13 protein-coding genes are annotated in these 15,362 nt (G+C 42.5%); all 13 read left to right on the top strand.

Annotation, left to right across the window (positions count from 1 at the left end):
* Positions 1–16 precede the first annotated feature (16 nt).
* Positions 17–943, top strand: a complete 927-nt coding sequence (locus BAA9072_RS19505) for a carbohydrate ABC transporter permease (protein WP_201716355.1) — start codon at positions 17–19, stop codon at positions 941–943.
* On the top strand, positions 940–1,797 hold the full coding sequence (locus tag BAA9072_RS19500; RefSeq protein WP_201716354.1) for a carbohydrate ABC transporter permease: 858 nt from the start codon (positions 940–942) through the stop codon (positions 1,795–1,797). The genes BAA9072_RS19505 and BAA9072_RS19500 overlap by 4 nt, the downstream gene beginning before the upstream one ends.
* A 2-nt stretch (positions 1,798–1,799) precedes the next feature.
* Positions 1,800–3,047, top strand: coding sequence for a CehA/McbA family metallohydrolase (locus tag BAA9072_RS19495; protein ID WP_230980954.1), 1,248 nt, complete (start codon positions 1,800–1,802; stop codon positions 3,045–3,047).
* A 106-nt stretch (positions 3,048–3,153) separates the two neighbouring features.
* On the top strand, positions 3,154–4,059 hold the full coding sequence (locus BAA9072_RS19490) for an aldo/keto reductase (protein WP_201716391.1): 906 nt from the start codon (positions 3,154–3,156) through the stop codon (positions 4,057–4,059).
* A gap of 33 nt (positions 4,060–4,092) precedes the next feature.
* Positions 4,093–4,860, top strand: coding sequence for a sugar phosphate isomerase/epimerase family protein (locus BAA9072_RS19485; RefSeq protein ID WP_201716352.1), 768 nt, complete (start codon positions 4,093–4,095; stop codon positions 4,858–4,860).
* A 23-nt stretch (positions 4,861–4,883) separates the two neighbouring features.
* Positions 4,884–6,986 (top strand): DUF5054 domain-containing protein, encoded by a 2,103-nt coding sequence (locus tag BAA9072_RS19480; RefSeq protein WP_201716351.1) that lies wholly within the window; start codon positions 4,884–4,886, stop codon positions 6,984–6,986.
* Between the two features lie 48 nt (positions 6,987–7,034).
* Entirely contained in the window at positions 7,035–8,078 is a 1,044-nt protein-coding gene (iolG, locus tag BAA9072_RS19475; protein ID WP_201716350.1) for an inositol 2-dehydrogenase, read from the top strand.
* A gap of 59 nt (positions 8,079–8,137) precedes the next feature.
* On the top strand, positions 8,138–10,003 hold the full coding sequence (gene iolD, locus BAA9072_RS19470; RefSeq protein WP_201716349.1) for a 3D-(3,5/4)-trihydroxycyclohexane-1,2-dione acylhydrolase (decyclizing): 1,866 nt from the start codon (positions 8,138–8,140) through the stop codon (positions 10,001–10,003).
* Between the two features lie 37 nt (positions 10,004–10,040).
* The gene (gene iolE / locus BAA9072_RS19465) at positions 10,041–10,949 is read left to right on the top strand and encodes a myo-inosose-2 dehydratase (protein WP_330999316.1); all 909 of its coding nucleotides are present in this window, start codon (positions 10,041–10,043) and stop codon (positions 10,947–10,949) included.
* 29 nt (positions 10,950–10,978) lie between these two features.
* Positions 10,979–11,788, top strand: a complete 810-nt coding sequence (gene iolB / locus BAA9072_RS19460; RefSeq protein WP_201716348.1) for a 5-deoxy-glucuronate isomerase — start codon at positions 10,979–10,981, stop codon at positions 11,786–11,788.
* Positions 11,789–11,840: 52 nt separating this feature from the next.
* Positions 11,841–12,866 (top strand): 5-dehydro-2-deoxygluconokinase, encoded by a 1,026-nt coding sequence (iolC, locus tag BAA9072_RS19455; RefSeq protein WP_201716347.1) that lies wholly within the window; start codon positions 11,841–11,843, stop codon positions 12,864–12,866.
* On the top strand, positions 12,866–14,323 hold the full coding sequence (locus BAA9072_RS19450) for a CoA-acylating methylmalonate-semialdehyde dehydrogenase (protein WP_201716346.1): 1,458 nt from the start codon (positions 12,866–12,868) through the stop codon (positions 14,321–14,323). Before iolC ends, BAA9072_RS19450 begins: the two co-directional genes overlap by 1 nt.
* Positions 14,324–14,601: 278 nt before the next feature.
* The gene (locus BAA9072_RS19445; RefSeq protein ID WP_201716345.1) at positions 14,602–15,177 is read left to right on the top strand and encodes a TetR/AcrR family transcriptional regulator; all 576 of its coding nucleotides are present in this window, start codon (positions 14,602–14,604) and stop codon (positions 15,175–15,177) included.
* Positions 15,178–15,362 lie beyond the last annotated feature (185 nt).

Here is a 15,362-nt window from a genome sequence, read left to right as displayed (position 1 = left end):
TAAGGGAGTGAAAAGGATGAAAACAGAGACTGTTCATGAATACAAATCGGTCATGAAACCAAAAAGAGATATGCATAAGCTTAAGGACCATATCGGCTCTTATCTATTTGTTTTACCTGCCTTGACGTTTTTAACTTTGTTTTCGATTGTACCCATCATCTATTTGATTTGGTTAAGTTTTCACGAGTATAGATTGCCGAATCCCGCCATATTTAATGGGGTGGAAAATTATATTCGTATGTTTCAGGATGCGTTATTTATCAAAAGTATTGGAAACACATTGATATATACCGCCGGTTCAATGGCAATTGGATTAAGCGGTGCCATAGCAGTAGCCGTTTTATTGAACCGAAAGCTAAAAGGGATCCGATTTTTTAAAGTGTTTTATTTCTTGCCTACGATTACATCTGAAGTTATTACAGCCATGATCTTCTTGTGGGTATTCGATCATAACCTTGGAATATTAAATTACATATTAAAAGTTGCAGGAGTAGAGTCTCCCCCTGCATGGCTGTTACAACCTACAACAGCCATGATTATTCTGATCCTCATTGGTGCATGGAGAGGGACAGCCTATAATATCCCTATATTCCTTGCAGCCCTTCAAGCGGTTCCTCAATCGTTATATGAAGCAGCCCGCATGGATGGGGCAAATTCTTGGAAGCAATTTGTTCACATTACACTGCCATCCATCATGCATATCTTAGTCTACTGTATGGTCATGTCTGTTATTGGATCCTTTCAGGTTGTAGCGGTTGTAGACATCCTGACAAATGGTGGGCCTATGGATAGTACGATGGTGGTCATTAAACATATTTGGCAGCAATCCTTTGAGTTTAACTATGTCGGATATGGTGCAGCCTTATCGTTCGTATTATTCCCATTCTTATTGGGCGTTACATGGCTTCAATTAAGACTATCATCCGGAAAGGATAATAAATGATGAAAAAGTCGAATATGATCCGAAATGTCTTATTGTACGTTTTGCTCACGATTGTCTTACTGATCTTTTTAGGTCCATATATATGGATGTTTATGACATCTGTTAAAACACAGGGGGAAGTGATGTCCTGGCCCCCTAAGATTATTCCTACCGAGTTTTATTGGGAAAATTTCTTGAGAATTTGGCAGGAAACCAATTTACCAAGGGCCTTTTTTAACAGTTTTGTTGTGGCTGTGATTGCCACTCTAATAAATGTATTTCTTTCATCTTTGGCTGCATTTGCCTTTGCCCGCCTTCGTTTTCCGGGTAGGGACAGATTGTTTATGCTAGTACTGGCAACGATGATGATCCCCACAGGACTGATGGTGGTTCCATTGTTCTTCATGATGAAAAATGTTCCGTTTGCGGGTCCTGATGGATTGTTGGATTCATATGCCGGGCTTATTCTCCCTTTCGCGGTGACAGGGTTTGCCATTTTCCTTATGAGACAGAATTTCCTGGCGATTCCCCGGGAATTGGATGAGCAGGCTACCATTGATGGTTGTTCTAAATTTCAAATTTATTGGAAAATCATTCTTCCGTTGAATAAACCTGCGATTGCATTGGTCACGATTTTCAGCTTCCTAAGTCACTGGAACGAATATCTATGGCCGTTAACGATCGCCAGGTCCCAGGAAATGTATACAATCCAAATTGCTTTAAAGGCATTTCAAGGCCAATACAATATCGATTGGCCGTTAATTATGGCTGGAGCAACGACGGCAGCACTTCCAATGATCATCTTGTACTTTATACTTCAGCCGTTATTTGAACAAGGGTTAGGTGGCTTGGGATCAGGAGGGAAAGAGACTTGAGTATGAATGAAACAATGAAGCTGAATAAAACTATCGATCATTCCAGTCAAGGTGAATATATTACTTTGCCCTTTACGATTGCCGATGATGTTGAGGAAGTCAAGATTGAGTTGGACTTTACCGATAGAGAAACCAATGTCATCGATTTGGGAGTTGAAGATCCAAATGGGTTTAGAGGATGGAGCGGCGGGGCACGAAAGGAAATTTTCTTGCGTGAAGATCGTGCGACTCCAGGCTATAACCTAGGGGAATTACCTGAAGGCAGGTGGGGTGTCATCTTAAATGCCTATCGGGTTCCCAACAAATGTACAGTCTCAGTCAACGTGACTTGTATCCGCAGTAAGAGGAGATGGTATAAAGGAGATTTGCATCTCCATACCAATCATAGTGATGGGGCCTATACGGTTTCTGAAGTAGTCGAAAATATCAGGTCTGCAGGTTTAGACTATCTTGCTTTAACGGATCATAATACATTTAGTCAGAATATTCAGTACCCGGTGGTGGAAGATATCGCGATTATCCCCGGGGTTGAACTGACGACGAATAAAGGTCATGCCAACTTTTATGGTGTGCATCAGCCTTTCCGGGATTTCCGTTGCCGTTCAAAGGAGGATGTACAGGAGAAAATGGATGAAGGAATAGAGAACGGTTCCCTTTACTCCATTAATCATCCCCATTGTCAGTATTGCCCTTGGGAGTGGGGATTGGAACAGTTTGATATAAGTATGGTAGAAATCTGGAATGGTCCTTGGAGTGAAGCGAATCAAAAAACATTAGATTGGTGGGATTCCCAGCTGAAACAAGGTAAAAGGGTGGTGGCGATAGGGGGAAGTGATACGCACCGGGAACATGAGAGGATAAAATATGGTGTCCCTACGACTTGGTTAAATGCCTGGCGTCATAGCCCTGGTAAGTTAGTGGAGGCCATGAAGTCAGGAAAGGCGTGTGTAACGAGGACGCCTGAATCTCCTTGGATTGATATCAAAATGATGGACATTTGTATGGGGGAAAGTTACCCAAGGACAAATAATCTCAACGACGTTCCATTGGAGGTGGAATTTAAAGACAAAGTTGGAGGGATCATTAGAGTGATAACTGATCAAGGGACTGTTATCAACGAGATGATTAATTCCAAGAAAGTCTACTATTCTAACGATATTACAAGTTCCAGTAAGTATATTAGAGTCGAGCTATGGGACGTAAACTCGGAAGAACCGATTGTGATTAGTAATCCGATTTACTTTGACTAGTTTCGAAAGTAACCAGATTAGAAGGGGGAACTACCTCGTGAACTATCACATATTAAAGGCTGTTATTGATCAAAAGTATGCGGAGAAAAGCTGTTCGCGATTAATAATGGGGACAGCTCACTTATATGAATATGGGAGCAAGGAGCAAGCTTTTTCCATATTGGATGAGTATGTAGCCTTAGGCGGCAATATGTTCGACACTGCTCATCAATATATTGAAAGTGAGTCTATATTAGGAGAATGGCTGGAGAAGAGCGGGAAGCGAAATAAGCTCTTTATCATGACAAAAGGTGCCCATCCGGATGATGGGGAACCTGGTCCGCGTTTACATCCTAAAGCAATAAATAAAGATCTCATGGAAAGTCTCGAACGTCTTCGGACAGATTACATCGATTTTTATGCGCTGCATCGAGATGATGAAACGGTTGAGGTGGGCGAGATTATTGAAGCTTTAAATGAACATCTTAACGCTGGACTCATTCATGCGATTGGTGCCTCGAATTGGACCCATCTGCGCATACAGGAAGCGAATGAGTATGCTGCTGAACATGGATTGATCGGGTTTACCTTCAACAGCCCGAATCTGAGCCTGGCAAAGTGCAATGAGCCAAGATGGTCTGGGTGTGTGTCAGTGAATGATGACATGCTTGATTGGCATACCGGAACGCAGATGCCGCTTTTTTCATGGTCTTCTCAAGCAGGGGGATTCTTTAGCGGTCGATTCTCCCCGGACGTTCAAGATAACGAAGAAATGGTGCGAGTCTACTATCATGAAGAGAACTGGGAACGCTACAAGCGTGCACAGAACCTGGCAGAGTTAAAGGGGTGTACTCCTATTCAAATCGCTCTGGCCTATGTACTCAATCAACCGTTCTTAGCGGGTGCGATCATCGGTCCTCAAACAAAGGAAGAACTGACATCTTCTATAGAAGGTTCTAAGATAACCCTTACTTCTAAGGAAATGAACTGGTTAAATCTCAGGGGAAAAGAAGATGTGCTGGAAAACATCTGATGTAAGAAGCATGGACGGAAGGAGAGGGAACCCATGAAGCATAAGTTTGCAGCTCAATTGTACACCTTAAGAAACGAAATAAGCTTAGACTTTCCAGGCGTGTTATGGAAATTAAAAGATATGGGATGGGAAGCTGTACAAATCGATGGTTTATTTGGTTATTCAGCTCAAGAAATTGCCCGTGTCATGAAGCAGGCAGGACTTGAGACAGCGGGCATGCATGTGCCGCTAGATCGATTAAAGAATGAATTTGACCAGGTGCTCGAGGAAGCCAGGATCTTTGAAACAAGTGATATCATCTGCCCATATTTAGATGAAAAGATGAGAAATGCTGAAGGGTATATTCAGGCGAAGAAAGAACTGATTCAAATTTCCCGGAAGGCTTCGCCTCTAGGCTTTCATATTGGCTATCATAATCACGATTTCGAATTCATGACGTCGGTGGATGGTGTAACTGCCCTGGATTATATTCTTGCTCCTGAAGATGGGGTCCGCATTTTTCCGGAAATTGATACCTATTGGGTGAAGAAAGCGGGCTTAGACCCCCTTACCTATATCCAGCGATGTACATCACGCATGCCAATTGTGCACCTTAAGGATATGAGTGCCGATAAATGTGAAAAATTTGTTGAAATCGGTGAAGGCTGTATCGATTTTCTTCCAATCCTTAACTGGGGTGAACAAAACGGTGTTCAGTGGTATGCGGTAGAACAGGATGAGTGTTCAGGAAATCCACTGGACAGTCTTGAATTAAGCCTGAAGAATTTAATGAATATGACATCCAACCACTTGACCAATTAAGAAATGACTAGAGGTGAACCGACATGAAGGATATCGAAGTGGTGCATGTAATTTTCAAGACCCATTTAGATCTTGGATTTACGGACCTTGAAGAGAATGTAACCAATCAATACATGAGTTCCTATATACCAAAGGCCATACAGTTAAGCGAAGAGCTTGCAAAAGAGGGGGGAGACGCCCAGTTTGTCTGGACGACGGGTTCCTGGCTCATTCATGAATATTTAAAAAGAGCCGATGAACAGCAGGCTAAGAGAATGGAAGAAGCTATTCAGAAAGGATATGTCTCCTGGCATGGTTTACCCTTTACAACCCATACAGAATTGATGGATCGGCACCTACTTGAACATGCATTGTCCATTTCAAAGAATCTGGATGAGAGGTTTGGGAAACATACCATTTCTTCGAAAATGACCGACGTTCCTGGACATACGAATGCGATGGTTTCTTCTTTAGCTGAAAACGGAATTGAATATTTGCATTTAGGGGTGAATCCGGCATCAAAAGTGCCGAACGTCCCAAATCTATTTCGTTGGCGAGGAAGCGATGGAACAGAAGTGATAGTCAATTATGCTGATAACTATGGCGATGTCCTCAAGATTGACGGGATAAATGAAGTCATGGTATTCGCTCATACCGGTGATAATTGCGGGCCACCTTCCATAGAAGAGATCAAACATGAGTTTCACCAACTGGCCAAGAAATTTCCAAATGCCAAGATTAAAGCATCGACTATGGATGAATTTGCAGTGAAACTTAGAGCCATTAAACACAGATTGCCAATTGTCCTTGAGGAGATCGGGGACACGTGGATCCATGGCACCGGCACAGATCCAAAGAAAATATCACACTACCGTGAACTGATGAGACTGCGAAACAAATGGCTCGATCAAGGAAGAATGCTAGACAACAGTAAGGAATATAAGGGATTTTCAGATGCATTATTGTTAATTCCTGAACATACATGGGGGCTAGATGAAAAGAAGTACCTAAATGATTACAAGAATTACTCGAAACAGGATTTCCAAAGGGCACGAAAACAAAACCGCATCTCAAAGGATGCAGTGCCTGACAAATATAGCTACATAGGATCATTTGCGATGCATGAATTTGATGGTATGTCAGAGCAATTATTTTCAACCACTTGGGAGGAGAGAAGCTATCGCTTTTTTGAGGGTTCATGGAGTGAACAACGGGCCTATTTACAAAAAGCGGTTGCCTGTCTTTCGGAGGATAAACAGAAAGAAGTCGAAGAGGTATTTCATTCTCTAACTCCCGAACGATTAAAAGGGATGGAAGGGGATCCACTTGATCTAGACTCTCTCCATAGGCTTGGTGCATTTGAGGCCGCCTTTTCCGGGGATGGTTCGATATCTAAATTAGTGGACTCTTCAGGGAAGAAATGGGCGGACCAGCATCACCCATTAGGGGTCATTACGTATGAAACGTTTGGAGTTGAAAACTACCATACATGGTTTCACCAATATGTCGTCAATATTGGGCAAACGTATCGTTGGTCTGAAGCGGATCAAGGTAAACCTGGTATCGAACTGGTCAACCCAATCCCAAAACAAGAAAAGTATAAACCTAAAGTGGAATCGATTCGGAAAGTGACTCAAAGAGAAGCAGATCACGTGCATGTAAGGTTGAGTATGCCGAATATTGCGGTTAAATATTTTGGAGCCCCAAGAGTGATAGAACTTTTATATCTATTTCATAAAACAGACTCAACTATCGATATTGAACTGAATTGGTTTGATAAGGATGCGAACCGATTACCAGAGGCCATTTGGTTTTCGTTTATCCCGATGGTTGATAATCATAACTTATGGAAAATGGACAAAATCGGAGAGTGGGTTTCACCTTTGGATGTCGTGAAAAATGGAAACCGTAATCTTCATGCCGTACAAACAGGGGTAGCCTATCATGGGGCGGACGGTGAGGCTGTGATTGAAAGCAAGGATGCCCCATTAGTGTCACCGGGCAAGCCAAGATTGCTTGAGCTTGATAATACATTTTCTTCTCTTGAAGGAGGATTTCACTTCAATTTATACAATAACGTTTGGGGAACAAATTTTCCAATGTGGTACGAAGAAGATGCCAAGTTTAGATTCTCAATCAAACTGTAGTTTTACCAGTCTATTAATCTAACCACTTTTTAAAGGGGGAAAGCCCGTATGAGTAACACAAAACTAACGGTTGGAGTCATCGGTGCCGGAAGAATCGGGAAATTACATGCAGAAAACCTGGTTCATCATCCTAACGTAAACCTTAAAATCGTTTCTGATATTCAGTCGGAACCACTCTTTGATTGGGCGGCCTCTATTGGAGTCCCGAAAATAACGAGTGATTATAAGGAAGTGCTGGAGGATGCTGAGATCGATGCGGTGTTTATTTGTTCACCTACGAATACACATACGAGCATCATTAGGGAGGCAGCCAAAGCGAAAAAACATATTTTCTGTGAGAAACCGATCAGCTTTGATATAGAGGATTCAGAGAAAGCGCTAAAGGTTGTCCAGGAGGAAGGTGTTTCCCTTCAAGTCGGGTTCAATCGCAGGTTTGACCATAACTTTAAAAAGGCTTTCGAGCTTGTTCAAGAGGGCTCTATTGGTACACCTTATATTGTGAAAATTACCTCACGTGACCCAAGTCCGCCCTCTGAACAATACATCAAATCTTCTGGCGGGATGTTCATGGATATGAGCATTCATGATTTTGATATGGCCAGATATGTGTGCGGAAGTGAGGTAACAGAAGTGTTCGTACATGGAGTAAGCCTGATCGACCCGGTCTTTTCTGAGAATGGCGACATCGATACAGCGATCATCTCCTTGAAGTTTGCCAATGGAGCAATCGGAGTCATCGATAACAGCCGGAAGGCCGTGTATGGGTATGATCAACGATTAGAAGTGTTTGGTTCAAAAGGGTCTGTCACTGTAAACAATGATCACCCGACGACAGTGGAGGTAAGCACTGAAACAGGTGTTTATCGGGATAAACCGAAATATTTCTTCCTCGAACGCTATAAAGACTCCTATATAGATGAAATCAACTCCTTCATACAATCGATCTGTCATGAAAGACCTGTTATCTGCGATGGAAATGATGGGCTGCAAGCGGAACGGATTGCTCGGGCAGCCAGAGAATCATTTGTAACTGGGCATGCTGTGAAGCTGGAGTCATTAAACAAGTCAGCCAGACCATTTTCTTTAGGTTAGGAACTTATGTAGAGACTGTAAGAATATGTGCTTATGAAACCTTCAGGAGGTGTATTGTCATGAAAACGATTCGATTAACCATGGCGCAGGCGTTAATTAAATTCCTGGATCAACAGTATATCGAGATGGATCATTCCGAAAATAAATTCTTTAAAGGTGTCTTTGGTATCTTTGGCCATGGCAATGTGACGGGGATAGGTGAAGCGTTAGAACAAGAAAGTCACGAGTTGACCTTTATTCAGGGGAAGAATGAGCAAGGGATGGTTCATGCTGCTACAGCTTTTGCCAAGCAGAAAAATAGGTTGGAAACCTTTGCTTGCACAACCTCTATCGGTCCTGGTGCATTGAATATGGTCACAGCAGCCGGAACTGCGACTGCCAACCGCATCCCCGTTCTATTACTACCGGGCGATACCTTCTCCTGCCGGCAGCCGGATCCCGTCCTACAGCAGATTGAAAACCCGATGGACTACACGGTATCAGCGAATGATGCCTTCAAGGCTGTAAGTAAATATTGGGATCGCATTACGCGGCCGGAACAACTGATGACCGCAGCTATACATGCCATGCGTGTCCTGACCGATCCGGCAGAAACGGGAGCTGTCACCCTTTGCCTTCCACAGGATGTTCAAAGTGAAGCCTATGATTATCCCATTGAGTTCTTTAATAAGAGAGTCCACTTTATAGAACGTAAGCCCTCGCCATCTTCAGCAATCCAGCGGGCAGCCAATTTGATAAGGTCGAAAAAGAATCCGATCATCATCTCCGGAGGCGGTGTTCATTACTCATTTGCAACCCAAGAGTTGATCAGGTTCGCAGAGCATTTCCACATCCCTGTTGCAGAAACACAAGCCGGGAAAAGCTCCCTTCCTTGGAATCACCCTTTAAATGTCGGGGCGATTGGTGTAACAGGTTCCTCTTCAGCTAACCGATTAGCCAAAGAGGCTGATTTGGTCATTGCCATCGGTACTAGATTAGGGGACTTTGCAACCGCCTCGAAGCAAGCCTTTCAGCAACCTGGTGTCGAACTACTCAGCATTAATGTCAATCCTATGGATGCCATGAAGATGAATGGTATGTCCATTGTGGCTGATGCAAAGGAAGCGTTGACATCGTTAAAAAATGAATTATCAAAGTTGTCCTATCAATCCCATCATGATATGGAACGAATTTCTTCCCTGAACTTGGAGTGGAAACATGAGGTGGATCGTTTATTTGCAGAAGAGCATCCTGACGGTTTGTCCCAGTCAAGATTGATCGGTGAGTTAAATGAACTGGTTGGTCAAGAATCGGTGATTGTTGGTGCTGCAGGCAGCCTCCCGGGAGATCTCCATCGTGTATGGAGAAGCCATTCTCCAAAGGATTATCACCTGGAGTATGGTTTTTCCTGTATGGGTTACGAAGTTTCCGGGGCATTCGGGGTAAAGCTTGCCGAACCAACGAAAGAAGTTTATGCCATGTGCGGAGATGGGAGTTTCTTGATGCTACATTCAGAACTCCTGACTAGCATTCAGGAAGGGAAAAAAATAAACGTATTATTATTTAATAACCATGGATATCAATGTATCCATAATTTGCAGCGTGGACACGGAAGCGACGGTTATGGAAATGAATTCAGATATCGTTCGGTTGATTCGGGTCATTTAACGGGACAGTATATGCCGATTGACTTCTCAGCCTATGCGGGAGCACTTGGAGTGAAAACTTATTCTGTCTCGACAATTGAAGAACTCCAAGTTGCGGTAAGCAAGGCGAAAAATGAAACCACTTCGACCCTTATTCATATGAACGTCGTCCCAGGTACCAATACAGATGGGTATGATTCATGGTGGAGAGTGGATGTAGCAGAGATTTCAAAAAGTGAAAAAGTAACAAAGGCTCATAAAGAAATGAAAGTGAATACTGAGCTTGCCAAAAAATACTGATGGGGTGCCCATTTAACGAAATAAGGGGGATGGATATATGATGGAACCTATTAAACTGGGCGTTTCTGCGATCAATTGGGCCAATGAAGATGTGCTTTCATTGGGTGATCATTATTCAGGTGATACCATCCTCTCTGAGATGGCGTCATTGGGGTATACAGGTACAGAAATGAGCAGGAAATTCCCTCAGGGAGTACCTCAATTAAAATCGTTCCTTTCAGATAAAAAGATGGAACTGGCATCTCAATGGAAGGGTGTATTGTTTTCGGATTATACAAGGCATTCAGAGGAGCTTAAGTCATTTACGGACCATGTTTTCTTCTTAAAGGAAATGGGGTGCCAAACGGTTGTCACTTGTGACATAGGTGGTTCCACCATTGGGGATCCCAGACGAGAGCCTGGTGAGAATAAGGTTCTGACATGGTCTGATCAAGAGTGGGAGTCCATGATGACAGGCCTTGAAAAAGCAGGACAGATATGTCTGGAACACGGTCTTTATCTCGTTTATCACCATCATATGGGAACAAACGTAGAGACACGGGATCAAATTGATCGGCTTATGGATGGAACGGATCCTGAACTGGTTCATTTGTTATTTGATAGTGGGCATGCCTACTATGCTGGAGCAGATCCATTGTCGTTACTTATAGACTATAAAGAGCGAATTAAACATGTTCATTTAAAGGATATCCGCAAAGAAGTGTTGGATAAGGTAAGAAAAGACGGGATGGACTTTAAAACCTCCATTCTGAAAAATGTGTTTACAGTACCAGGGGATGGAATCATTTCGTTTAAGCCGATTCTTGAGGAGCTTCATGCAATGGATTATCACGGCTGGATGATTGTTGAAGCCGAGCAAAATCCTGATGAGAAAAACCCTTATACGCATGCTAAAACTGCCAAGCAGTATCTTGATGGTATGTGGAATGAAATAATGGCCAGATGATCGAACTATTTTTATAGGGAGTGGAATGTATGTCTAAGTTAATCGTTCCAAGCAACAAACCCAATGAAAGGGGGCAGGTTTTGGCGATTACCCCTGAAAGTGCCGGTTGGGAATATGTCGGATTTGAAGTGTATACCCTAAAAGAAGGGGAAGAAAAGAACGTTTCTACTGAAGAGAACGAAATCTGCGTCGTTTTATTATCAGGGAGAGCAGATGTGAAAACAGCAGAATTCTTCTGGGAAAACATTGGTGAAAGAATGAGTATCTTTGAGAAAATTCCTCCTTATTCTGTGTATGTCCCTCCTGGAGACCGATTAACGATTTCAGCCAACACACCACTTGAATTTGCCCTTTGCAAAGCACCTGGGAGAGGGAATTGTAATGCAAGGCTAATTGAACCAACCGATGTAGGGGTAGAAATACGCGGCTCAGGAAATATGGAGCGATTCATCCATAATATATTGCCTGAACAAAAAGAAGCGGATCGCCTGCTCGTTGTGGAAGTCTTTACACCTGGAGGGAATTGGTCAAGTTATCCCCCTCACAAACATGATGAAAACAATTTACCGGATGAATCCTATCTGGAAGAAACATATTATCACAGAGTGAAACCGGAAAATGGTTTTATGGTTCAGAGGGTTTATACAGATGATCGTGAACTGGACGAAACCATGACCGTCAAGAATGGCGATGCTGTACTTGTGCCAAAAGGGTATCATCCTGTGAGTGCTCCTCCAGGATATGAGGGATATTACTTAAATGTCATGGCAGGTCCGGTCCGAACATGGAAGTTTAAAAATGACCCCGATCACGAATGGCTCATGAAGACGAAGCGCTAATTCAATTGTAGACAAAGCTATCGAACAGATCAGAGAGGAAGGTAAACCTAAAATGGCCCAATTAACCTTTGATTCTACTAAACCATTCGATTTTATCGGAGTTGGTAGATTATGTATCGATTTAAATGCGAATGAAATCCACCGCCCAATGGAAGAAACCCTTACCTTTACGAAATACGTAGGGGGATCGCCGGCCAATATATCAATCGGTATGGCGAGATTAGGGATGAAGACCGGTTTTATCGGCAGAGTTGCCGATGACCAAATGGGAAGATTCATTGAGCAATACCTTGATAAAAATGGCATAGACACTTCAAGTGTCATAACAGATACGAATCATAGTGTGACAGGTCTTGCCTTCACTGAAATTAAAAGCCCTTCCGATTGCAGTATATTGATGTACCGTGACAATGTAGCAGACTTGTATTTAGAACCACAGGACATTAAAGAAGAATATATAAAGAATTCCAAAGCCTTATTGATTTCGGGAACCGCTTTATCCAAAAGTCCTTCAAGAGAGGCAGTTTTCACCACTCTGCATTATGCAAGAAAGCACGGGACCGTGGTCTTTTTCGATATTGATTACCGTCCATATTCATGGACGTCTGAAGATGAGACGGCAATCTATTATAAGCTTGCTGCGGAAAAGAGCGATGTCATAATTGGCACGCGGGAAGAATTCAATTTGATGGAACGTATTGATAAAAGAGATGAACCTAATGACTGGTCGACAGCGAAAGACTGGTTCAAGCATGAGGCGAAGATTGTTGTTATTAAGCATGGAGATAAAGGATCGATTTCTTATACAAAGAATGGCCAGTCCTTTGATAGTCCTGTTTTCCCTGCAAATGTAATTAAAACGTTCGGAGCTGGGGACTCATATGCCGCCGGTTTTATATATGGGTTGATGAAAGGCTGGAAGCTTCCTGAAGCCATGGAGTTTGGAAGCGCTGCTGCAGCCATTGTTATTTCAAGTCATAGTTGCTCGGATGCGATGCCGACAGCAGACCAGATTAAAGAATTTATCCATGATTGTAATAATGGGAGCCAATCAATTCAGAAAGAAGGTGTACAATAATGAGTATAGAAACGAAAGTAGAAACAATTAAAAACTTCATTGGCGGCAAATGGCTCGAGTCGTCCTCGCCGTCATCCATCCCTCTGCCTAACCCTGCAACAGAAGAAGTGATGGCATTTGTTCCCCTATCAACGAAAGATGAGGTTGATTTAGCGGTCCAAACCGCATCCATCGCATTCGAAACATGGAGTGAAACACCTGTCCCGAAAAGAGCACGAATCTTATTCAAGTATCAGCAGCTGTTAATCGACCATTGGAGTGAGCTAGCCACTCTTATTACAAAAGAAAACGGTAAGAATTATAAAGAAGCTTACGGTGAAGTACAAAGAGGAATTGAATGTGTTGAATTTGCTGCTGGTGCGCCAACTCTAATGATGGGAAAGCAGCTTCCGGACATTGCGACCAACATGGAATCCGGGATGTATCGATATCCTGTCGGGGTTGTAGGTGGGATCACCCCCTTCAATTTCCCAATGATGGTTCCATGCTGGATGTTTCCTTTGGCGATTGCATGTGGGAACACGTTTGTCCTAAAGCCATCCGAGCGAACTCCTTTATTAGCTAATCGATTAGCGGAGTTACTTCATCAAGCGGGATTACCGGATGGGGTTCTGAATATCGTTCACGGTGCCCATGATGTAGTCAATGGGTTGTTGGACCACCCTCGGGTACCTGCCATTTCATTTGTTGGATCACAGCCTGTTGCCGAGTATGTATACAAAAGCGCATCGGCGAATGGAAAACGAGTCCAAGCGTTAGCCGGGGCTAAAAATCACAGTATTGTCATGCCGGACGCGAAAGTAGAAGAAGCATCGAGACAAATTATCAATGCAGCTTTCGGTTCAGCAGGGGAAAGGTGTATGGCATGCTCTGTCGTTGTAGCGGTTGAGAGTATAGCGGATGCATTGATTGAGAAATTGGTAGAGAAAGCCAATGAAATCCAAATGGGAGATGGTTTAAATGAATCAGTCTTTTTAGGCCCTGTCATTCGTAAGGAACATTTAGAACGGACGGTACGATACATTGAATCGGGAGAAAGGGAAGGGGCATTATTACTAAAAGATGGCCGCAATGAAGCGCGCGAGAAAGGATATTTTGTGGGACCAACCATTTTTGATCAGGTGACTCCGGCTATGAAAATTTGGAAGGAAGAAATTTTCGCACCTGTCCTTTCTATTGTGAGAGTAAAAGATTTAAAAGAGGCAATAGAGGTGGCGAATCAGTCCGAATTCGGAAATGGAGCATGCTTGTTCACTCAGGATGGCAGCAATGTTCGATATTTCAGAGAAAAAATACAAGCCGGGATGCTCGGAATTAATATAGGTGTCCCTGCACCCATGGCATTTTTTCCTTTCTCTGGATGGAAAAATTCCTTTTATGGAGATCTCCACGCAAATGGATCGGATGGAGTGGAGTTTTATACGAAACGGAAAATGGTTACTGCTAGTTGGACGTAAAAAAGAGAATGCCATATTCGTAAGGAAAAGAAGCGAGGGGAACTTGCTTCTTTTTTTACATTAATAATGAGAAAAGGGGGTCATCATTAGCATTATTAGTAATCTTCATCGTCAACTAAAGGAAACAACACAATAGAACCGCCATCTTCTTTCTTGTAAAAATGGAAAGAAATACATTTTTAGTTTTCTGAAAAGTTATTGTATTCAATAAATGGCTGTGGTAATATTTCATCTATAATATTACCTAACTAATATTAGTTAGGAGAGTGGGAGGCGCTATGTCGACGAAGGAAAGAATCAAGGAATCTGCAACAAAGTTATTTGCAGAACATGGGTTTTCAGGTATGACAATCAAGGAAATAGCAAATGAAGTGGGGATCAAGCCTCCTTCTGTTTACGCCTTTTTTAAGGGAAAGGATGATGTTTTCTTAGCCATCTATAGAGATGCACTGGATGGACATTTATTAACGGTTAAATCTCAATTTAACAAGGAATCCTCCGCCAAAGGCCAACTCTTTTCTATTTTGAAATCGGCTGTTGATTTTCAATTTCGAGAGGATTTAAAGTCAAAACTTCTTATTCGCTTGATGATATCCCCTCCGGATTTTTTGAAGGAAGATATTACAAGTCGTTTTGACGAAATGGAGAAAAATGAATACAAAATTCTTTATGAAATATTTAAACATGGGACTGAGAAAGGGGAAATCAAAGCACTCGATTGTCATGAGTTAGCGTTATCTTATCAGTGCTTAATGGATGGGGTGTTTTGGCAAATGCAACGCCATGATCGTAATGAGATTTATAAAAGGCTGGATGTGATCTTTAATCAGTTCTGGAATGGAATTTCGGAATGAAAGTACTTATACCCGTCACCTGAAAATACAAGGGAGGAACAACAATGTCCAAAGTTTCTGATAGTGAGAAGTTGATAAACGATTATGAACGTGAGCCAGTTCCTCAAGAGATGAGAAAAGGATGGTTCAGGTTATCGATTGTTTGGATGGGAGCAGTCATTGCACTCTCTGCCATTATTTTGGGT

The sequence above is a fragment of the Rossellomorea arthrocnemi genome (genome assembly GCF_904424705.1).
GTDB classification, from domain to species: domain Bacteria; phylum Bacillota; class Bacilli; order Bacillales; family Bacillaceae_B; genus Rossellomorea; species Rossellomorea arthrocnemi.
Note: the sequence above shows the minus strand (reverse complement) of the source record. Positions and strands in the feature narration are given on the sequence as shown.